At 64.9% G+C, this 19,951-nt stretch carries 18 protein-coding genes; 4 read left to right on the forward strand and 14 right to left on the reverse strand.

Annotated elements, in window-relative coordinates; all coding sequences use genetic code 11:
• Positions 1–898, forward strand: an 898-nt coding sequence (locus HMPREF2617_RS04595; protein WP_168168332.1) for an HNH endonuclease signature motif containing protein, incomplete at its 5' end; no start/stop codon positions are given.
• On the opposite strand, the gene HMPREF2617_RS04600 is transcribed toward HMPREF2617_RS04595, so the two are convergent.
• From HMPREF2617_RS04600 to HMPREF2617_RS04625, 6 genes are all read right to left on the reverse strand, one after another.
• Positions 872–1,654, reverse strand: coding sequence for a type 1 glutamine amidotransferase (locus HMPREF2617_RS04600; protein WP_070840171.1), 783 nt, complete (start codon positions 1,652–1,654; stop codon positions 872–874). The genes HMPREF2617_RS04595 and HMPREF2617_RS04600 overlap by 27 nt on opposite strands.
• Positions 1,647–2,933: a Mur ligase family protein gene (locus HMPREF2617_RS04605; RefSeq protein WP_070840172.1), complete on the reverse strand. Its 1,287-nt coding sequence runs from the start codon at positions 2,931–2,933 to the stop codon at positions 1,647–1,649. The genes HMPREF2617_RS04600 and HMPREF2617_RS04605 overlap by 8 nt, the downstream gene beginning before the upstream one ends.
• Before the next feature lie 10 nt (positions 2,934–2,943).
• Positions 2,944–3,927: an exonuclease domain-containing protein gene (locus HMPREF2617_RS04610; protein ID WP_070840173.1), complete on the reverse strand. Its 984-nt coding sequence runs from the start codon at positions 3,925–3,927 to the stop codon at positions 2,944–2,946.
• Between the two features lie 13 nt (positions 3,928–3,940).
• Complete coding sequence (locus HMPREF2617_RS11875; RefSeq protein ID WP_070840175.1) at positions 3,941–5,155, reverse strand: hypothetical protein; 1,215 nt, start codon at positions 5,153–5,155, stop codon at positions 3,941–3,943.
• A 59-nt stretch (positions 5,156–5,214) separates the two neighbouring features.
• Positions 5,215–7,026, reverse strand: a complete 1,812-nt coding sequence (leuA, locus tag HMPREF2617_RS04620; RefSeq protein WP_070840176.1) for a 2-isopropylmalate synthase — start codon at positions 7,024–7,026, stop codon at positions 5,215–5,217.
• A gap of 147 nt (positions 7,027–7,173) precedes the next feature.
• Positions 7,174–8,004, reverse strand: a complete 831-nt coding sequence (locus tag HMPREF2617_RS04625) for a DMT family transporter (protein ID WP_070840178.1) — start codon at positions 8,002–8,004, stop codon at positions 7,174–7,176.
• A gap of 91 nt (positions 8,005–8,095) precedes the next feature.
• Here HMPREF2617_RS04625 and HMPREF2617_RS04630 point away from each other — a divergent pair, with 91 nt between their 5' ends.
• Both HMPREF2617_RS04630 and HMPREF2617_RS04635 read left to right on the forward strand, forming a co-directional pair.
• Complete coding sequence (locus HMPREF2617_RS04630) at positions 8,096–9,361, forward strand: aspartate kinase (protein ID WP_070840180.1); 1,266 nt, start codon at positions 8,096–8,098, stop codon at positions 9,359–9,361.
• A 12-nt stretch (positions 9,362–9,373) separates the two neighbouring features.
• Entirely contained in the window at positions 9,374–10,402 is a 1,029-nt protein-coding gene (locus HMPREF2617_RS04635) for an aspartate-semialdehyde dehydrogenase (protein WP_070840182.1), read from the forward strand.
• A gap of 3 nt (positions 10,403–10,405) precedes the next feature.
• Here the strand turns inward: HMPREF2617_RS04635 and HMPREF2617_RS04640 are convergent, their stop codons facing one another.
• From HMPREF2617_RS04640 to HMPREF2617_RS04675, 8 genes are read right to left on the reverse strand one after another with little or no spacing between them, the layout of a single operon-like run.
• Complete coding sequence (locus HMPREF2617_RS04640) at positions 10,406–11,836, reverse strand: YkvI family membrane protein (RefSeq protein ID WP_070451634.1); 1,431 nt, start codon at positions 11,834–11,836, stop codon at positions 10,406–10,408.
• A 9-nt stretch (positions 11,837–11,845) separates the two neighbouring features.
• On the reverse strand, positions 11,846–12,385 hold the full coding sequence (locus HMPREF2617_RS04645; RefSeq protein ID WP_070421570.1) for an RNA polymerase sigma factor: 540 nt from the start codon (positions 12,383–12,385) through the stop codon (positions 11,846–11,848).
• Positions 12,386–12,397: 12 nt separating this feature from the next.
• The gene (locus tag HMPREF2617_RS04650; protein WP_070840184.1) at positions 12,398–12,709 is read right to left on the reverse strand and encodes a Na+/H+ antiporter subunit G; all 312 of its coding nucleotides are present in this window, start codon (positions 12,707–12,709) and stop codon (positions 12,398–12,400) included.
• The gene (locus HMPREF2617_RS04655) at positions 12,709–12,975 is read right to left on the reverse strand and encodes a cation:proton antiporter (RefSeq protein WP_070451640.1); all 267 of its coding nucleotides are present in this window, start codon (positions 12,973–12,975) and stop codon (positions 12,709–12,711) included. Before HMPREF2617_RS04655 ends, HMPREF2617_RS04650 begins: the two co-directional genes overlap by 1 nt.
• The gene (locus HMPREF2617_RS04660; RefSeq protein ID WP_070840185.1) at positions 12,976–13,413 is read right to left on the reverse strand and encodes a monovalent cation/H+ antiporter subunit E; all 438 of its coding nucleotides are present in this window, start codon (positions 13,411–13,413) and stop codon (positions 12,976–12,978) included.
• The gene (locus HMPREF2617_RS04665; RefSeq protein WP_070840187.1) at positions 13,413–14,918 is read right to left on the reverse strand and encodes a monovalent cation/H+ antiporter subunit D family protein; all 1,506 of its coding nucleotides are present in this window, start codon (positions 14,916–14,918) and stop codon (positions 13,413–13,415) included. The genes HMPREF2617_RS04660 and HMPREF2617_RS04665 overlap by 1 nt, the downstream gene beginning before the upstream one ends.
• Positions 14,918–15,379, reverse strand: a complete 462-nt coding sequence (locus HMPREF2617_RS04670; RefSeq protein ID WP_070840189.1) for a sodium:proton antiporter — start codon at positions 15,377–15,379, stop codon at positions 14,918–14,920. Before HMPREF2617_RS04670 ends, HMPREF2617_RS04665 begins: the two co-directional genes overlap by 1 nt.
• Before the next feature lie 3 nt (positions 15,380–15,382).
• A complete protein-coding gene (locus HMPREF2617_RS04675) occupies positions 15,383–18,292 on the reverse strand; it encodes a DUF4040 family protein (RefSeq protein WP_070840194.1) in 2,910 nt (969 codons plus the stop codon).
• 121 nt (positions 18,293–18,413) lie between these two features.
• On the opposite strand from HMPREF2617_RS04675, the gene HMPREF2617_RS04680 reads away from it, so the two are divergent.
• A complete protein-coding gene (locus tag HMPREF2617_RS04680; RefSeq protein WP_070840196.1) occupies positions 18,414–19,820 on the forward strand; it encodes a hypothetical protein in 1,407 nt (468 codons plus the stop codon).
• Positions 19,821–19,951 lie beyond the last annotated feature (131 nt).

The raw sequence follows: 19,951 nt of genomic DNA on the forward strand, positions 1-19,951 counted from the left end.
GGTGGCCGCTACGCGGGCTCGGGCGTTCTCGTTGGACGAGCTCGCACTGATCGAGCGTCGCATTGCCTCGGTCAAGGATACGTCCCAGCGGTGGGCGCTGCGCCTGGCTTTGCTTGAGGTCGAGGGTGGCTACCGGGCGATTGAGGCGGCAGCCCGCTCCTTGGTGCCGGCAAACGAGAAGCCGGCGGTGGATGCGGCGAAATTTGGCCCGTCGCGAAACGGCAAACGCACCCTGCATCTGACCTACGACGAGCGCGAGATCTCCGACATGGAGCACGCCGGGCGGTTAGGGATTGATCAGGATCGTCCGGCTGCACCCCAGATTGCCGAAAACCTCATCGGGATCTTCTTCGGCGACGGCAAGGTTGCCACGGCTGCGCCGCGTCCGACGGTGTTGGTGCCGTTGCCGGATTATCTGCGCATCTTGGATGGCACTGGTGATGATGTTCTGTTGGCGATGACTGATGGCACCACCATGACGGGTGCGGAGTTTTTGGCCGCCCAGTTCGGTGATGCGCTTGAGGTGGCGGCGTTTCATCCGCAGGCCGGTGCGGTGAACTTGTACCGCACGCAACGTTTGGCGAATCAGAAGCAGCGCGATTTGGCCAAGTTGGTCTCGCCGGTGTGTGCGTTTCCTGGCTGTCGTCACGGAGCAGACGTATGCGAGTTGCACCACGTGGAGGCGTGGCGCCACGGTGGGGAGACCAATATTGGGAATCTGGCGCCGTTGTGTCGCTATCACAATCGGGTGAATGATGATGACCCGTGGCGTAAGAAACGCGGCCGGATCGTGATGGTGCGGGGCGCCCCAGTATGGATCTCACCCCGCGGCTTCCCGGTGAAAAACACCACCCGCGGGGCAATGGACCAACTATTTGGCGAGGCGTTCCCGACGTAGTTGGGCAACATCCTCGAGATCAAGCGGAGCCAACTCCGCAAGCGGCACGTCCAGCGCGCGTGCAATGAGCAAATCCGCCAACTGCGGGTTTCGCGCGAGCGCCGGGCCGTGCATGTAAGTAGCGATCACGCTGCCCTGCACCACGCCATCCACCTTCGCGCCCGCGCGGGTGGTGGCAGCGCCCGCTGCAGCAGATGCGTCGGCGGTTGCGGCAGCACCAGCACCGGCACCGTTGCCGACGCCGCGCGTCACCACGCCCAGCGCCTGCGCCTCGGGGCCGAGCACGGTGGCGCCCATGTGATTCTCAAAGCCAGTCAGCGTCTCGGTCAGGTCGGCGGTGATGCCGGCCTGCGTCGGCTCGGACAGGAGTTCGCCCGTCGCGCGGGTATCCAACGGCGACGTGGTGATGTCCAGAAGCCCCACGCCCTCAACCTCCTCGCCATGCGCACGGAACGTGTGACCCAACACCTGCAAACCGGCGCACACCGCGAAGACCGGACGCCCATCCGCGGCAGCCGCCTGCAGCCCCGGCGAGGCGCTCAAGCGGGCAGCGGCGATTAACTGGGCGGCGTCCTCGCCACCGCCAAGGGTGTAGATGTCGCAGGTGGCGGGGATGTCGTCGTTAAGTAAAAAGCGCTCGATGTGCGCATCGAAACCACGCAAACGCGCACGCTCACGCAACACCAACGCATTGCCGTCATCGCCGTACGTGCCCAACACGTCGGGCAACACAAGACCAATGGTGAGTTTAGGCACGGTAATCCTCCTGCTTCGACAGCGCGCGGCGCAGATTCAGCAACGCCGTGTAGTTGGCCAACACCTCCACGCGACCCGGAGGGCAGGCGCGAATCGCCTCCACAGGGTCGGGGATGCGCTCGTGGTCAATGCCGCCGTACGTCAGGCGCACCGCAAGGTCAGTGGCGCGCTCGCCGGCGGCGACGACGTGGGTGTCGCCGAAGTCCTCGAACTTCACGTCCCACAGCCACGAGACGTCCTCGCCGTCGCCTTGCTTGGCATTGACAGCGATGACGACACCGTCGGCGTCACGGTCCACCATCGACAGCGCCTCCTGCCACCCGGCCGGGTTCTTGGCCAAAAGCAGGTGGATGTCGTGTTCGCCGAGGTGGACGGTGGTGTAGCGGCCGGCGACGTTGTCCACTTCGCTGGCGGCGCGCACGGCGTCGTCGAGCGGCACCCCGAAGGCTTCGACGGCGCACGCGATGGCTTGGGCAGCGTTGCCCCGGTTCGCACGTCCCGGCAGTTTCAGGTCGAGCACCGCTGCGCCTTGCGGGGTTTGCAGGGCGTTGTCGGTGACGGTGTATTGCGGGGTGGGGCGGCGGAATTCGCGGCCGTCGGGGAGGGGTTCGACGGCGTACCAGTCAGTTTCTTCGTCGTGCGTGACGGAGGAACGCACGACGTGCCCGCCGGAGCGTGGGTTGGTCACGGAGTCGCCGAGCCAGCCGGCGCCCGCGGCGACCCAGATGACGTTGGGGTGGTCGTAGGCGATCGAGGAGATGAGCACATCATCGCAATTAGCGACGACCACCGCATCCGGATGCGCCATCACCGCCGCACGGAGCGCGCGTTCGATGGAGTTGATCTCGCCGACGCGGTCCAATTGGTCGCGCGTGAGGTTCAGAAGGACGAACGCTTTCGGCTGCAGACGCTCGGCAACCTTAGGGACGTGCAGTTCGTCGCACTCGAGCACGATGGCCTCCGCGTCCTTGCCGGCGAGGAGGGCGGAGATGATGCCGGCGTCCATGTTGTCGCCGCCGTCGTTGGTGGCCACGGTGTGTTTCGTGCGGACGGCGCCGGCGAGCATGCGGGTGGTGGTGGATTTGCCGTTGGTGCCGGTGACCAGCACGGTGGGGCGGCCGCCGCCGAGGGTGGCCATGATGTTTGGGTCGATCGCGCCTGCGACGAGGCCGCCGATCATGCCGCCGGCGCCGCGTCCGGTGGCGCGGGAGGCTGCGGTGGCGAGGTTGGCTGCGGTCGTCGCTAGGCGTGCCCGGGCTCGGGAGATGGGTCCTTGCATGCGCACAAGGCTACTCTGCGGGGGTCATGTCTCCTAGTAGGCGGGCGAATTCGTCGCCGGAGACGACGGGGATGTTTTTGCGGTCGGCGTGCATGGCTTTGCCGCGCAGTTCGGCGCCGTGGAGTTTGGCGTCGGAGACGGCGACGGAGGTTTCGCGGGTGAGTTTTTCGCGGTAGGTCAGGCCGGCGCGCATGGCGGCGTCGATGAGGTCGTCGGGGTTGCGGGTGATGTCGTCGGAGATGACGAATTCCATGCCGGGTTTGAGCCCGTCGTTGCTGAGGGGGCCGGGGTTGGCGGTGAGTGCGGGGGCTTTTTCGGCGTCGACGCGGATGGCGCTGCGTTGGAGGCCGAATTTGTCGCCTGTGAGGTCGGCGGGGTTGTAGGTGGCGGGGTTGTCGGCCATGTGGAGGTACATGGCGATGAGTTTGAGGGTTTGTTCGCGGGAGAATTCGGCTTCGGGGATTTGGGCGCGTTCGAGCGAGGCGGTTGCGGGTGGGGATGCGACGCCAATCATGTTGGCGACTGCGTTGATGCGGGTGTCCACGGGGATGTGGCCATTGCGTTGCGACGACGCCAGCACGTCCACAATCATCTCCGGCCGCGGCACGTGTCCGACGCGTTGGCGTCGTTTGTTGCCTCGGCCGCGGCGTGAGCGGTTGGCGCGGGCGGCGGCGTTCATGGCGCGTTTCGCTTCGGAGACGATGAAGCCCCAGGTGGTGGGGGCGTCGTGGACGATGAGGGTGCGGCCGTCGAGAAGTTTGTCCAGTGTGCGCAGGTGGCGGGAGAAGCGTGGCGCTTGGGCGAAGTCGTGTGGGGTGAGGCCGTGGGTGTGGGCGGGGCCGGGGTCGGTGCCGGGGTTGATCACGGCGTGGAAGTCTTCGCCGATGCGGCCGGAGGCGTCGAAGGTGACTGCGTCGATGGTGAGCAGGCGTGCGGTGGCCGGGTGGATGCCGGTTGCCTGCACGAATACTGCGACGAAGGGGTAGTCACTCATTGTTCAGAGGGTACTACGGCTCGGTGACCTCATACAGCGGGCGGTCGAGCGGGGCGTTGGAGCGAACTTTGAAGCCGCCGATGGAGTATTCGTATGGGCGTGGGTCGGGCGCCGGGGCAGGTGCGGGTGCGGGTGAGGGGGCAGGAGCCGGTGCTTGCTCTTGTGCCGGCGCGGGTGCGGGCGCAGGCGCCGGGACAGGTGCGGGAGCGGGCGCAGGTGCGGGAGCGGGCGCAGGTGCCGGTACGGGCAGTTGCTGCTGCGGGGTAGGCACGCGCACGGCGGGGGCGCTTGGCGCGGGTGCTTCGGAAGGCTCGGGCGATTCCGACGCCTCCGACGGTTCGGACGTCTCGGGCGTCTCCGACTCAGACGATTCCGACGATTCCGACGTGGTCGTGTTGGTGACGGTTTCGGGGAAGGGGGAGACGGAGCTTTGGTCTTCGCGCCAGGATGCGCTGATCATGGTGGTGCCGACAACGGTGACGGCGACGGCGATGACGGCGGCTCCGGCGGCGACAAGGCGGCCGGCGATGCCACTGTTGCCTGCGGTGTCGAGTTCGGCGTGTTCTTCGGTGTCGGCGGCGAGGGCTGCGGCTTCGGCGTCGACGGTGGCGAAGAATCCGGTGTCGTCTTCGCGCGGCAGGGCGGGCAAGAATGGCAGGGGTGAGATGTTGAGGTCGCCGGTGTGGGGTGCGGCGTCGATGGTCAGCGTGTGGCCGTCGGCGGTGCCGCGGGCGACGACGGTGAGGTCGCGTGCGGTGAGGTCGGCGATCGTGTCCTCAAGCTCCGGGGCCTCTAGCTTTGCGACGACCCGCCCATCGACCGACACGTCCCCGTCTGGAGCAATGACGGCGAGGACTTGGGCGGGGTGTTGGTCGGTTTCGTATGGGCCCACTGCGTAGGCCTGGCCGCTGGGGAGGAGGATCCAGGGGGCGCGGGGTGGTTCGTTGGTGGGGATGGACAGGCTGGGGACGGCGAGGTCGAGGACGATGTCGTTGCCGTCGATACGCGCGCGCACTTGGGGTGCGAAGCCGTGGCGGGCGATGTGGTCGAGGTCGGCGCGGCGTCCGGCGCTGAGTGTGCCAACCACTGCGTCACCGCGCAGTACCTCGAACCCGCCTCGGTCGAGGGGGTTGAGGGTGGCGGTGAAGGGGGTGGCGGTGGGGTCGTCGATAAGCGGGTGCTCAATGGGGACGTCAAATCCGCCACCGGGTACCGCGTACGTTCGCATCCGTTCTCCTCACCGCCTGCAAAGGTGTGCCCAAGTATAGACCTCTTGGGCAGGGCGGCCTAGTTCGCGGCGTTGGAGCGGTTCACCGCCGACACGATTGCTTCAAGCGAGGCACGTGTGGTGGAGCCGGCAATGCCGACGCCCCAGGCGGAGGTGCCGTCGACGTCGGCGTAGATGTAGCAGGCTGCGTCGGCGTCGTCGCCTGCGGTGCGGGCGCGCTGCGAGTAGTCCTGCACTTCGAAGTCAATGCCGATCTGCTCGAGTGCGTTGGCGAACGCCGCGATGGGGCCGTTGCCGGAGCCTTGCACTTCTCGACGAGCCCCCTCGTACGACACCACCGCCGACACGCGCGTGTCTTCGCCCTCTTCCTCGGCGGCGTCGATGCGGTAGGACGCCAGGTCCAGCGGGGTGTCCAGGTCGAGGTACGTCTGGGCGAAGATGTCCCACATGTTCTTGGAGTTGACTTCGCCGCCTTCGGAGTCGGTGATGTTTTGCACCACGGCGGAGAATTCGGGCTGCATGGCCTTGGGCATGTTGATGCCGTGGTCGGTCTTCATGATGTAGGCAACGCCACCCTTGCCGGATTGGGAGTTGACGCGGATGACGGCTTCGTAGGTGCGGCCGACGTCCTTCGGGTCGATTGGCAGGTAGGGCACTTCCCAGGTGGTGTCGCGCAGTTCGTCCCAGGTGACGTCTTCGCTGGTGGCGTCGGGGCGCACGGTTTGGGCGAGCGCGTCGAGGCCCTTGTTAATGGCGTCTTGGTGGGAGCCGGAGAATGCGGTGAAGACGAGGTCGCCGCCGTACGGGTGGCGTTCGGGTACGCGCAGTTGGTTGCAGTATTCGACGACGTCGCGGATGCGGGTGATGTCGGAGAAGTCGATTTGGGGGTCGACGCCTTGGGTGAGCATGTTCAGGCCGAGGGTGATCAGGTCGACGTTGCCGGTGCGCTCGCCGTTGCCGAACAGGCAGCCTTCGATGCGGTCGCCGCCGGCGAGGTAGCCGAGTTCGGCTGCGGCGACGCCGGTGCCGCGGTCGTTGTGGGGGTGCAGTGACAAGATCACGGCCTCGCGGTTGGCCAGGTTGCGGTGCATCCATTCGATGGAGTCGGCGTAGACGTTGGGGGTGATCATTTCCACGGTGGCGGGCAGGTTGATGATCATCGGGTTGTCTGGCGTTGCGCCCATCTTTGCGACGACCGCGTCACAGACCTCCTTCGCAAACTCCAACTCGGTGCCTGTGAAGGATTCGGGGGAGTATTCCCAGCGCCAGTTGGTGTCGGGGTAGTCGGCGGAGATGGTTTTGATCAGTTCGGCGGCGTCGGTGGCCAGGGCCTTGATCTGGTCGCGGTCCTTGCGGAACACCACGCGGCGTTGCAGTTTGGAGGTGGAGTTGTAGAAGTGCACGATGACGTTCTTGGCACCCGCGCAGGCTTCGAACGTGCGGCGGATCAGGTGCTCGCGGGCTTGGACGAGGACCTGGATGGTGACGTCGTCGGGAATCATGTCCTTTTCGATGATCTCGCGCACGAAATCAAAGTCCGTCTGGGATGCGGAGGGGAAGCCGACCTCGATCTCCTTGAAGCCCATTTCCACCAGCAGGTTGAACATGCGGCGCTTGCGTTCGGGGCTCATTGGGTCGATCAGGGCTTGGTTGCCGTCGCGCAGGTCAACGGCGCACCACTGTGGCGCGTGGGTGATTTTCTTGTCGGGCCAGGTGCGGTCCGGCAGGGTGATGTCTTCTACTTCTTGGGCGAAGGTCAGGTAGCGCTCGACTGGCATTTGGGAGCCGCGCTGTTTGTTCCAGGCGGGTTGGCCTTCGTTGCGTGGGCCGGAGGGGGTTTGGATTTCGCGGGGTGCAAAGAAGTCGGACATTGTTTGGTTCCTTCATTGTCGGGGGTGGGGGTGTCCACGGCCGGCAATGAGAAACTCCGCGACGGGGTGCCGGCCGTGTTAGTGGGCCTGATTCCCGCCGCGGCGTAGAAGGAGAAGCGTCCGTTGCGACATGCGTCACACCCTACATCACTTTACGGAGACGCGTGTGAGGAACGCCGCGGAGATGAGCATCACGCTTATCGACGACCCCACCAACACGTATCCAAGCACCGACTGGTGCCTGAAGCTTTCACCCAGCAACGTCAGACTGAGCGAGAACGCCAGCAGGGGTTCGACGATCTTGGAGGCTGGCAGGGAGGTGGCCAGGTTGCCGGCGGCGAAGGCGTATTGCTGCACGATGGTGCCGGCGGTCGCCGCGACCAACATGGCCCACAGTTGCCAGGAAGCGAGCAGTCCAGAGATGCCGCCGTGGACGAACGCGTCCACCGCCACCTTGGAGAACACGGCCTGGAAGCCGAACATGGCGCCGCAGATGATGCCGTCGATGAGTGCGCGGGTGTTGGGGCGTCGTCGAGAAGCAATGGCCAATGCGAGTATGGAGACCACCGCACCGACCCCCACCACGGTGGCCCACTCCCAGGTCGCGGGCTCGCGCTCGCCGGGGATGGGGCGGCCGAACACGATCACACTCGCCACACTCGCGGTGAGGACGATCGCCCAAAACGCCTCCGCCTGGTGCATCCGGCGATGCTCCGCGCGCGCCGAAAACACCAGCGTGAGCATGAGGGAGAGCGCCAGGATCGGCTGCACCACCAGCAGGGTGCCAAACGCTAACGCCGCGGCCTGGAAACCGTAGGCGAGAAACGCCAGCCCCATCGACGCCCACCACGCCGGCCGACGCATGGATTTCACTACGGAACTTCCGTCGCGCATGATCCGGTGGCGCCACACAGTGCCCGCCGCCATCGTCGCCGCGGAAAGCAGCGCGAAGACAACGGCGAGAAAAATACTATGCACGGTGAATGATATTAGCGAGAGACGCCAACCAACGCTTTTGGGACGCTATTCTTGACCGTTGGAATGCACGAAGGATCCGTGGGAGGCTGACATGGCACTGATTGTCCAGAAATACGGAGGATCTTCGTTAGAAAGCGCCGAGCGCATCAACGCGGTCGCCCGGCGCATTGTGGAGACGCGCCGGGCAGGAAACGATGTGGTGGTGGTCTGCTCTGCAATGGGTGACACCACCGACGAACTGCTCGACCTGGCAGAACAGGTCAACCCGAACCCGCCGGCACGCGAAATGGACATGCTGCTCACCGCAGGCGAGCGCATCTCCAACTCGCTGGTTGCCATGGCGGTCGACGCGCTGGGGGAGAAGGTGCAGTCCTTTACCGGCTCCCAGGCCGGCGTGATCACCACGGAGCGCCACGGCAACGCCCGCATCATCGAGGTCACGCCCGGGCGTGTGAAGGAAGCTATCGACGAGGGCAACATCGCCATCGTCGCCGGCTTCCAGGGTGTGAACCGTGAAACGAAGGACGTCACAACACTTGGCCGCGGCGGCTCGGACACCACCGCCGTCGCACTCGCCGCCGCGCTAGAGGCCGACGAGTGCGAGATCTACTCGGACGTCGACGGCGTGTACACCGCAGACCCGCGCATCGTGGCCGACGCCCGCAAACTGGACAAGCTCTGCTTCGAGGAAATGCTCGAGCTGGCCGCCAGCGGTTCCAAAATTCTTGTGCTGCGCAGCGTCGAGTACGCGCGTGCCTTTAACGTGCCCCTGCGGGTGCGCTCGTCTTACAGCAACGACACCGGCACCCTGGTCGCCGGAGCATTGGAGGATATCCCCATGGAAGAAGCAGTTCTCACCGGTGTGGCCACCGACGATTCGGAAGGCAAGATCACCATCCTGGGCATCACCGACGAGGTGGGCGAGGCCGCCAAGGTGTTCCGCGCGCTCGCGGACGCTGAGGTGAACATCGACATGGTGATCCAGAACATCTCCAACATCGAGGACAACAAGACGGACATCACCTTCACCCTGCCGAAGGCCAGCGGCGCCACCACCATGGAACTGCTGCGCGCCATGCAGGTCAACGAAGGTTGGGACGACATTACGTACGACGATGAGATCGGCAAGGTATCGCTCGTCGGCGCTGGCATGAAGTCTCACCCGGGCGTGACCGCTGATTTCTGCGACGCGCTGCGCGACGCAGGCATCAACATCGAGATGATCACCACCTCCGAGATTCGCATCACCGCCGTGGTGCGCAAGGCCGATGTAGCTGAGGCGGCGCGCGCGATCCACTCGAAGTTTGACCTCGGCGGCGACGAGCCGGCCGTGGTGTACGCAGGCACTGGACGTTAAGGAGTTTTGCAAATGACCACGCTTGCTGTTGTTGGCGCGACTGGCCAGGTTGGCCGCGTGATGCGCGACATCCTCACCGAACGTAACTTCCCGGCGGATAGGGTGCGCTTCTTCGCGTCGCCGCGCTCTGCCGGCAAGACGATTGAGTTCCGCGGCGAGGACATCGTCGTCGAGGACCTCACACAGGTCACCGAGGAGTCCGTCGCGGACGTCGACATTGCCCTGTTTTCCGCCGGTGGTTCCACGTCGCGCGAGTGGGCGCCCGTGTTCGCCGCAGCTGGTGCGACCGTGGTGGATAACTCCTCGGCGTGGCGCAAGGACACCGACGTCCCGCTCGTCGTGTCTGAAGTGAACCCGGAGACGGTGAAGAACTTGGCCAAGGGCATCATCGCCAACCCGAACTGCACCACGATGGCCGCGATGCCGGTGCTCAAGCCACTTCACGACGACGCCGGGCTGCGCACCCTCCGCGTCTCCTCCTACCAGGCCGTTTCCGGCTCTGGCCTCGCCGGCGTGGATACGCTGGCGAACCAGGTCGCCGAGTTGGGCGACCCGCACGTGCTGGTGCGCGACGGCGCCACCGACAAGCACAACGATTTCGGCCCGTACGTCGCCCCGATCGCGTTTAACGCCCTGCCGTTGGCGGGCTCGATTGTCGACGACGGCACCTTCGAAACCGACGAAGAACAAAAACTGCGCAACGAATCCCGCCGCATCCTGGACATCCCGGAACTCAAGGTCGCAGGCACCTGCGTACGTATCCCGGTGTTCACGGGGCACACGATGGTGGTGCACGCGGAGTTTGAGAAGGAGATCACCCCGGAGCGCGCCGCCGAGGTGCTCGGAAACGCGCCGGGCGTGCGCGTCGTCGAGGTCCCGACCCCGCGCGAGGCAACGGGTATCGACGACTCCCTTGTCGGCCGCATCCGCCAGGACCAGACCATCGACGGCAACCGCGGCCTTGTGTTCGTGGTCTCCGGCGACAACCTGCGCAAGGGTGCCGCGCTGAACACGATCCAGATCGCCGAACTGCTGGTCTAGCCGCTAGAGGCGGCGCTCCTCTTCCTCACGCTCGGCGGCTTCGGCTGCCTCCTCGGCGGCGATCATGTCGTCGACGGTGCTGTCGTTCCACGGCTCGTCCGGGTTCGCCTTGTACTCCTCGGCCGACACGGGCTCCGTGTAGGAGATGTAGACCAGGTCGGAGGGGCTTTCGCGGTCTTCTTCGTCGTAGTCGATCTCGTCGTCGTCGAGAAGCTCTTGCGCAACTTCCTCCTCGAGTGCCTCGACGAGTTCCTCCTCATCCACGTTGGACTTGGACGTGATGTACTCGAGTTCGCGTTCCTCGTTCTTGGTAAAGCGCTCGCTCGGGTCCATCTTCTTGCGCGTCAGTTCGAGTGCGCGGCGGCGACGGTCGCCTTCCTTGCGCAGTTTCGGGATGCCGCGAAGCCACGCCAGGGTCATCACGGTGATCAGCAGGATGCCCAGGTAACCCAGGATCGGGTAGACGGTGGACACCAGCGACTGGAAGCCCACAAACGACAGCGCGAAGCCGATCAGGCAGGCGGCGACGAAGATGAGGCGGAATCGTTCTTCGCGGCCGCGGGCGAGGCGCTTGCCCAGGGCGTAGAACATGCTCAGCGAGGTGGCGAAGATCATGCCGAAGATGACTAGGGCCATGATGGTGCCCATGGTCGGGTTGAGTTCGGTGATCAGGGTGAGCAGCGGCATGTCGTCGCCTTCGACGGTCTCGATCTTCACCAGCAGCGACAGCGCTAGCAGGATCAGCATGACCAGGTAGCCCACGCCGCCCAGCAGGCCGCCGAGGCCGGCAGCGCGGGTGTCCAGTTGGTTACCGCCGATGACGATGGCCATGGACGTCACGCAGATGATGTTCAGGCCCGTGTAGTTCAGGGCGGCGACCCACCAATTCGGCAGTGACGTCTCCACGTTGGATGCGGCGATGTTGAGGGCGTCCCAGTCGGGGTGGCCGTTGACCAGGGTCCAGCCACAGCCGACGATGACGAAGATGAGCAGGAACGGGGTCAGCGCACCGATAGCGCCGGTGACCTTGTCCACGTCCAGCATGCCGAAGCCAAGCGTCATCAGCAGCATGAGCACCGCGCCGATCCACACGGGCAGGCCGAACTGTTGGTTGAGGTTGGCACCAGCACCGGCGAACATGACAAAGCCGATGGAGAACAGCGTCACAATGGTGGCGATGTCCAAGATCCAGCCCATGACTTTCGACGAAATCATGCCCAGCACTTCCATATGCTCCTTGGCTTGGAAGAACGAGCCGAGCTGGAGGATGGTTACGCCTGCGATCAGCATGAGGGCGGAGGAGAGGATCGCTCCCCACAGGCCCTGGGTGCCGAAGGCGGAAAAGTACAGCATGGCCTCCTGGCCGGACGCGAAGCCTGCGCCGACCACGGTGCCGATGAACGCGGCAGAGATAAGTAAGGCTTTTTTCAGCATGTAGATAATTTACTCGGTGCCAGCGATGATGTCGCGACGGGCCCGCGCAACCCGGGACCGGATGGTGCCCACGCGCACCCCTGCGATCTTCGCGGCTTCCTCGTAGGTATAGCCCAGGACCTGCGTTAATACGAGTGCTTCGCGGCGTTCGGCGGGGAGTTCGTCGAGAAGCGAGCGCGCGTCGATGACGTCACCCCACGTGTTGGGGTTGTCGGGGCTGGGGTCGGAGGCGGCGACCGTTTCGTATTCGGCGGCGGACTTGCGGGGGCGGGCCATGTCGTGGCGGACGGAGTCGACCCAGGCGCGCCGCGCGAGCGAGAGCAGCCACGTGCGGGCGGATGAGCGTGCCTGGAAGCGCGGCAGGGAGCCGAGGACGCGCAGGTAGGTCTCTTGGGTGAGGTCGTCGGCGTGTTGGGGGCCGGCCAGGTGGGCGAGCAGGCGCCATACGTCGTCTTGGGTGAGGCGGATGAATTCGGTGAGCGCGGCTTTGTCACCGCGGCCGGCGCGTAGCGCCAGTTCGGTGATGTAGCCTTCGTCGTTCCTGCTCACAACCTGTAGAGATTACAGTTTGTCGGACACCGTCACGCCGTAGAGGGAGCGGCCCATGATGAAGGAGGCGACGGAGCCGACGATCCAGACGCCGAGGATGGCGATGATGGCGCGGATGAAGTCGTTGAGGTCGAAGCCGGTGGTGGACCAGGAGTAGATGAGTTTCGCGATGACCAGGATCGGAAACGCAATGACTACCAGGGGGCCGAGCAGGTTGACGCGGGTCAGCGCGTCGGGGGCGCGTAGTTGCAGGATGGTGGCTGCGATGACGCAGATGGTGGCCAGGATGACCAGGGCAGCGACGATGATTTCGTAGGTGGTCATTAGCGGCGTCCTCTCGAGATGATGCGGGCCATGGAGATCGTTGGGACTACGCCGCAGACGATGCCGGCGAGGATGGGGATCTCGTAGGCGATGGAAGAGGTGTTCCACAGGGTCCAGACGAGGAAGATGGCGATCATGCCGTAGAAGATCATGTCTGCCATGACGGCGCGAGATAGTTCGTCTTTGGTCAGGATGACCGCTGCAAGGGAGATGAGCAGGCAGATGGCCATGATGATGAGGCAGGCCTGCATGATGGTGACAAACATTTAGCTCATCCTTTCTGCGGGCGGGACGGTGTCGTCGTCAGGCGTGGGGCCGTGGTCGACGTAGGGCTCCCAGGTGACGGTTTTCGGGTCGATGGGGCTATTGCGTAGCGACGGCCGCACGTGCTCCTCCATATTCGCCAACCCTGCGATGATGTCTTCCGGGTCGGAGCCGAACGCGGCTTGCACCAGCAGGGTGATGGGGCCGCCGGGCTCGGTGGGGTGGCGCAGGCCCATGGAGAGGGTGCCTGGGGTGGCGGTGATGGAGGTGGTGAACCAGAACACTTCCCAGTCGGTGCGCAGGCGCATGGGGTAATAGATGACAATCGGTTCGATTTTGGCGGCCGGGTTGAATGCCTTGAACACGGCGTCGAAGCCGGCGGCGAAGATTTCTTTGATGATCCAGCAGGTGTAGCCCGCGGCGTGGATGATGCCTCGCATTAGTTATCGCCTCCGATGGAGTCGTCGCCAAGTACGGCGCTGGTGTAGGCGTCGACGTTGAGTAGGTCGTCGACTGCGGTGGTGGTGATGTCCCACATTTGGCCGGCGAAGATGAACATGCCGAGCGAGAGGATCATGAGCACCGCGGACGGCAGCATGAAGCTCACGCGCACGTTGAGCGCTTCGGGGTAGTGCTGCATGGGTCGGCCCCAGAACACGCGCTGCCACAGGCGCATCATGGACAGCAGTGCGCCGAAGGAGGCGACGATGATGGCGGTGATGGCCACCCAGGAGCGCCAGTCGCCAGGTGTTGCGGCGGCGAGCACGATGGTGACTTTGCCGAAGATGCCGGAAAATGGCGGGAAACCAACGATGGAGAATGCGCCGGCGACGAAGACCGCAGACGTCCATGGGTCGCGCCGGGCGATGCCGGAAAGTTTGGCCATGGTGCCGGTGCCGTAGGTTTCTTCGATCGCGCCGGAGTTGAGCACCAGTGCGGCGATGGTGATCATGTGGTGCAGGGTGTAGAGCAGGCCGGCGGCCAGGGCGTAGCGGGCGTCGTCGTTAGTGAATGCCAGCATGATGAGGATGAACGGCATGCCGTTGACCATCTGGTAGGCGAGCACGCGGCGCATGGTGGATTCCGCCAGGCCTGCGTAGCCGCCGATGATCATGGAGATGACCATGACCACGATCAGCAGGGTGTTCCAGCGCGGGTCCATGTCGAACATGATCACCCAGATGCGGAACAGCATGTAGACCGCGACTTTGGTGTGCAGGCCGGAGAACAGGCCCATCACGGCGGCCGACGTCGATGGGTAGGTGCGCGGCAGCCAGGTGTAGACGGGGAACACGCCCGCCTTGGCAGCAATCGCGATGACGACGATGCCGGTGGCCACCGTTGCCGGGCCGTTGCCCGCAGCCACACCCTGCAGGGAGGCGAGGTTGACCACGCCGGTCACCGCGTAGAGGTAGCCCACGCCGAGCACAAGCATTGTCGACGCCGCCAGGTTGACCAGCACGAACATACGCGCCGACAGGAGGCGGTGGCGGGTGCCCGACATGGCGATCAGGCCGTAGGAGGGCAGGAGGCAGACCTCGATCATGACGAAGAAGTTGAACAGGTCCGCGGTGAGCAGCGCGCCGCACACGCCGGTGATCAGCACGAGCGACAGGGGTGTGTAGAAGCGTGCTTGGGTTTCGCCGACGGCGATGGCGAACCAGTTGGAGGTCAGCGCCACGATCATGGTGGTCACGATCATCACCGCGGAGAACGTATCCGCGGCGAACGAGATGCCAACGCCGCCTTGGTACAGGCCGATGACGTGGGCGATCGTGCCGTGCTCAGCGGTGTAGAGGTAGAGCCACACACCCATTGCCAGGTTGATCGCCGGGATGGCGATGGCGAGCGTGTTGTTGAGCTTCCTCCAGGGGCTCAGCGCCGTGACCGCGGAGACGATCAGCGGTAGCGCAACGAAGATAGGCAGGATTGCGTCGACGGCCATTAGTCTTTCACCTTCAGATCATCGTTGGTGACGTGGCTGATCTCGCGTGCGCGGATCTCTTCCAGCTTCTTGGTGTTGAGGCGCGCGTTGCGGCCGGCGGTGGACAGTGCGGAGGGGCTGAGCCACATCTTGGAGTAGCCGGCGTCGGTGCCGGTGGGTTGCTCGGCGGTGTCGTCGTTACGCCCGAGCGATGCGAGCATAAGCAGGATCGTGGTGGTTGCCATTGCGATGACGATGGCGGTCAGCACGAATGCCTGCGGCAGGGGGTCGCCCATGTCCTCGAACGGCACGCGCGACGGGAAGGCCTCGCCGCGCCACGCGCCGACACCGGCGGCGAGCAGGGTGAGGTTCGTGGCGTGGCCGAACAAGGACATGCCGAAGACGATGCGCACCATACCGCGCTGCAGCACCAGGTAGACCGATCCCGCGACGAGGACCGCGATGGTAAGTGCCATGACCATGGGTTAGGGCTCCTTCGTGATAACCGGTTGCGGGTCGTGCGCCGGGTTGATCGGTTCGGGGTGGGCGTCCACCGGGTTTTCCGGCGGCAGCGGCTCGGGGATGCTCGGCAGCGGGTTTTCGGCTTCGTCGCGCGAGTAGTCCAGGTCGGACAGGTCGGCGCCGGGGCGCAGGTAGCCGCCGAGTGCGTTGATGGCGGCGGTGACCATGCCGAGCACGGCGAGGTAGATGCCGAAGTCGAAGATCAGGGAGGTGGTCATGTGTTCGCCGGCGATCTCGCCGTGGATGGCGTACATGAAGCCGCCTTCGATGAACCCGAGGAAGCCGGAGGAGATCGCGATGATGATGCCCCAGCCGGTCAGGCGGATTGGGGTGAAGTTCTTCACTACGTCGGCATCCGAGCCGCGGGAGAGGTAGTTGATGGCGAATGCGGTTGCCATGACCAGAGCTGCGACGAAGCCGCCACCTGGTGCGGTGTGGCCGCGGAAGAAGATCAGCACCGACAGCACGACGAGCACTGGGGCGACAAGCGCGGCGGCCTTGCGCAGCGGGATGGAGTTCAACTGCGATTGGCCGAACGGGCGCGGGCGTGTGCCGGCTTCGAACACGTGGCGTGGCATGGAGGCGACCACGGCGGCGATGACCACGGCGGCCATGCCGAGCACGGAGAGTTCGCCGAGGGTATCGAAGCCACGGAACTCCACGATGATCACGGCGACGATGTTGTCGGCGCCGGTGAGATCGCCGCCTTCGGTGAGGTACCACTCGGCGAGTTCGGAGCGGCCGCGGCGGCCGGTCAGCCCGTAGACGCCGAAGAAGGCAACGACGCCGGCGAGCAGTGCGAAGACAGCAGCAAGTGCTTTTCGACGAGGCTTTGTCTCCGGGAAGACACGCGGCTGGTAGCGCAGCACAACCAGGATGACCACGACGGTGAGTGCCTCGACGAGGAACTGGGTCAGGGCCACGTCGGGGGCGCCGAGCATGAACATCTGCAGAGTCATGCCCACACCGACGGTGCCCAGCAGCACGGCGGAGGCCAAGCGGGAGCGAGTGAACACCATGCCCAGGACCGACATGGCGATGATGGCGAATGGGATGAGGTCCCACCACACGTCGAGGCCTTCGGCGCGGTCAGCTGGGGTGACTCCGTCGATGCCGTCGGTGAGTGCGATGACGCACAGGCCCATGGCGGTGACGGATGCCAGTAGCGGGAAGAGGTGGCGTGACGGGTTGAAGCCGTCGGCCAGCTTGCCCAGTTGCTCGCCGAAGTCGGACAGGCCGCGGGTGATCCGGAAGAGAACGTCGGGGCCGTCGGCGGGCAGGAGTTGCTTGTTGCGCAGTGCCGCGAAGACGGGTTTGCGGAAAGCAATTGCGAAGATCACGCCGGCGATGAGGACGATCAGGGAGACGATGAACGGCGGGGTCAGGCCGTGCCAGATGGCCAGGTGGGTGGTGAAGGTGTCGTCGCCAGTAATTGCGCGCACACCTGCGGAGACGGGGTTGTCCACCCAGAACAGCATGAACGGCAGGACGACGGACATCCAGCCCGGCAGTGCGGCCGGCAGCCAGAGGGCGACAGGGGCTTCGTGGACGTGCGACATGTCCTTCGGGCCGTCCACGAACGCGCCGAAGACAATCTTCAGCGAGTACAGGAACGTCAGGAACGCGGCGAAGCCGGCGATGATCAAAAGGGCCATGCCGTAGGGCGCCTCGTGGAAGGCGTCCAGGATGGATTCCTTGGACACGAAGCCGAACAGCGGCGGTACCGCAGCCATGGAGGCGGCCGCCACCACGGTGGAGGCGAACGTGAACGGCATCTTGTCGTAAAGCTTGCCCAGGCGGCGCATGTCGCGGGTGCCGGTCTCGTGGTCGACCACGCCGATGAGCATGAACAGTGAGGACTTAAACAGTGCGTGCGCCAGCGTGTGGGTCAGCGCGGCGGCCAGGCCGATGGGGGAGCCGACGCCGATGGCGGCGACGATCCAGCCCAGGTGCGACACCGTGGAGTAGGCGGTGAGGTGCTTCAGGTCCGTCTTGGTGATGGCGAAGCACGCCGACATGATCGCCGTGAACAGGCCGATGATGACCAGCAGGTAGTTCCATGCGGCGACGTCCGAGAACACAGTGGAGAAACGCAGCAGCAAGTACACGCCGGCCTTGACCACGGCGGCAGCGTGCAGGAACGCGGACACCGGGGTGGCGGCCGCCATGGCTTCCGGCAGCCAGAAGTGGAACGGGAACTGCGCAGCCTTGGTGAATGCGGAGAACGCGATGAGCAGCGCCATGACAACGGTGATGCTGTTGTCGCCCCACACGTCCGCGGCCAAAATGCCCGCCAGGCGCGTCGTGCCTGCCTGGATGGAGGCGACCGCAAGGCCCGCCAGCAGGGTCAGACCACCGAAGAACGTCAGGATCAGGGTGCGGTACGAGCCGGCCTCGCCAGACGAGCCGGATCGGGCGATCAGCATGAACGACGCGATGGAGACTAACTCCCAGGCGATGAAGAGCAGCACGGCGTCGTCGGCAAGCACAAGCAACAGCACGGACAGCGTGAAGGCCGTCATGATGGTGTAGAAACTCGTGTTGCCTTGCCTTTCGGGCAGGTAGGCGGCGGAGTAGACGAACACCACACCGCCGATGACCAGCGCAAGCAGTGCGAAGAAGATGCCTAAACCGTCGGCGCGCAGTGCGAACTCGATCGCGGAGCCGGTACCCATCACATCGCGCGCCCACACAAACGACCACAACAGGTCGTTGCCTTGGGAAACGTCGGTGAAGTTGGCGCCCAGCACACCAGCGGCAGCGAACAGCAGCACTGCGAGCGGGTACCCGGCTTTCCTGTCCATGACTCGCACCAGCAGCGGCGAAAGCACCACCGTTGCTGCAACGAGCCCGATGACGAGGGGGAGAGTCATGGTGAACCCTTTTCAAAGGTTTGTAAGGGATTGGCAATGAACGTTAAAGACAGTATCAAGCTGTATAAGCGGGCGGTGCGCCTCCCGCAGAACACATGTGACTGGTGATAAGAACAGTTGCATGAAATCGGACAACGCGTTGCGGTTGGTGTGTGCTCTGTTGGCGCTGGTGGTTGGCGTGTTTATGCCGTTATCCCCGACGTCCACGTGGGCCAACGCCGCGCGCGACGCGGAGGTGTCCGGCGCGCCGCAGGTTGGTGCGGACAACCTTGGGGACGCACGCCGTGCTGCCGGTGAGGCGGGCCAGCAGGCGAAGGTGCTCAAGGAGGGTGCCGGCAAGTTGGCCGAAGGTGTTGGTGAGGCGCAGGGGCAGACGCAGCAGCTTCTCGACGCCCTCGCTGCCGCCCAGACCGGCTCCCAGCAGTTGTCCGACGGCATGGTGCAACTCCAAGCCGGTACCGGCCAGTTGGGTGCAGGTGCGACCCAGTTGGCGGACTCCATCGGCGAGGTGGTCAACCAGGTCACAGGTTTTGAGGCGGTGCGCGGCCAGGTGGTCGGCGCGATTGACCGCTCGCTCGCCGAGTTGAAGGATGCGAAGGATCCGGATGCGGTCCAGGCCCGCGACTCGCTCAAGGGTCTGCGTGAGCAAGCCCAGACCGCCCAGTTGCCGCCGGATGTGGTGGCGAAGATGAACCAACTGCGCGATGGTTCCCGCGACCTTGCCAACCAACTCGCTGTCCCGGGCTACGGGTACCACGACGGTATATATACAGCCACCAACGGCGCTGCCGAGTTGGCAGCGGGCCTGCGGGAGTTGCAGGGGCAGACCGCACAGGCCACCGGTGGTATCGACGAGTTGGTCGCCGGCGTGCAGAAGATCGACCAGATGGCCGGCATGAACGCTGACAAGGTATCCGCAGTACGCGCAGCCCTTCCAGTGCCCGCAGCCGCGCCGGGCACCCCGGGTGCTGAGCAGACAGGCTCGACGCTTGCGCCGATCGCCGCGATGTTGCTCGCGGCAATGGCGGTGCTGGGCGGTACGGCGCTCGCAGCAGCATTTTGCCTATCGACGCGCACCCGCCGGTGGATCATCATCCCCGGCGCCATCATTATCGCGGCGGCCGGCACCATCCTGGCCGGCGTCCTCGGTGAGGGGCTCGGCGCACAGGAATATGCAGTGGTGGCCGCTGGACTGTTGGCTGGTGCACTCGCCTCAACGGGGCTAGCCGCAGTGTTGATGCGTTTGTGTGGTGTGGCTGTCGGGTTGGGGGCCGCGGCAGTGGTGGCGCTGGCGCAGACCGGCCTCGTCGGTTGGGTGTGGCGCACGGCCACTACCGCACAGGTGGATGCAGTGTGGGCAGCAGTCTCGCAGGCACTACCCATGCACTGGACAACTGTCGCTGTGTCCGCAGCCGGCAATGGCGGGGACTACCGAGGAGTGGTCGCAGCATTGCTGCTGTCCGCGTTGCTTGCCGCAGCGGGGCTGGCGGGGGTGTGGCGCCGGTCCGCCGAGCAAACCGCCACCTAGACATGCGTCCAGTACGCCTCTAAAATGTGATGTCATCTATTGCTTAGCTGTTCCAGCTAGGCAAAGGTCACAATTTGAATACCTGATAACGAGGTTGCTTTCGCAGCCAACGTTCAGTGTCTCGACAGAGG

This window comes from Corynebacterium sp. HMSC070H05, from assembly GCF_001837615.1.
In the GTDB taxonomy this organism is placed as follows: domain Bacteria; phylum Actinomycetota; class Actinomycetes; order Mycobacteriales; family Mycobacteriaceae; genus Corynebacterium; species Corynebacterium coyleae.

Bases quoted from the DNA above. Each gene is read 5' to 3' on its own strand.
- HMPREF2617_RS04605 (WP_070840172.1), bottom strand. From the start codon at position 2,933: ATGCAAGGACCCATCTCCCGAGCCCGGGCACGCCTAGCGACGACCGCA.
- HMPREF2617_RS04610 (WP_070840173.1), bottom strand. From the start codon at position 3,927: ATGAGTGACTACCCCTTCGTCGCAGTATTCGTGCAGGCAACCGGCATC.
- HMPREF2617_RS11875 (WP_070840175.1), bottom strand. From the start codon at position 5,155: ATGCGAACGTACGCGGTACCCGGTGGCGGATTTGACGTCCCCATTGAG.
- leuA (WP_070840176.1), bottom strand. From the start codon at position 7,026: ATGTCCGACTTCTTTGCACCCCGCGAAATCCAAACCCCCTCCGGCCCA.
- HMPREF2617_RS04630 (WP_070840180.1), top strand. From the start codon at position 8,096: ATGGCACTGATTGTCCAGAAATACGGAGGATCTTCGTTAGAAAGCGCC.
- HMPREF2617_RS04635 (WP_070840182.1), top strand. From the start codon at position 9,374: ATGACCACGCTTGCTGTTGTTGGCGCGACTGGCCAGGTTGGCCGCGTG.
- HMPREF2617_RS04640 (WP_070451634.1), bottom strand. From the start codon at position 11,836: ATGCTGAAAAAAGCCTTACTTATCTCTGCCGCGTTCATCGGCACCGTG.
- HMPREF2617_RS04650 (WP_070840184.1), bottom strand. From the start codon at position 12,709: ATGACCACCTACGAAATCATCGTCGCTGCCCTGGTCATCCTGGCCACC.
- HMPREF2617_RS04655 (WP_070451640.1), bottom strand. From the start codon at position 12,975: ATGTTTGTCACCATCATGCAGGCCTGCCTCATCATCATGGCCATCTGC.
- HMPREF2617_RS04660 (WP_070840185.1), bottom strand. From the start codon at position 13,413: ATGCGAGGCATCATCCACGCCGCGGGCTACACCTGCTGGATCATCAAA.
- HMPREF2617_RS04665 (WP_070840187.1), bottom strand. From the start codon at position 14,918: ATGGCCGTCGACGCAATCCTGCCTATCTTCGTTGCGCTACCGCTGATC.
- HMPREF2617_RS04670 (WP_070840189.1), bottom strand. From the start codon at position 15,379: ATGGTCATGGCACTTACCATCGCGGTCCTCGTCGCGGGATCGGTCTAC.
- HMPREF2617_RS04675 (WP_070840194.1), bottom strand. From the start codon at position 18,292: ATGACTCTCCCCCTCGTCATCGGGCTCGTTGCAGCAACGGTGGTGCTT.
- HMPREF2617_RS04680 (WP_070840196.1), top strand. From the start codon at position 18,414: ATGAAATCGGACAACGCGTTGCGGTTGGTGTGTGCTCTGTTGGCGCTG.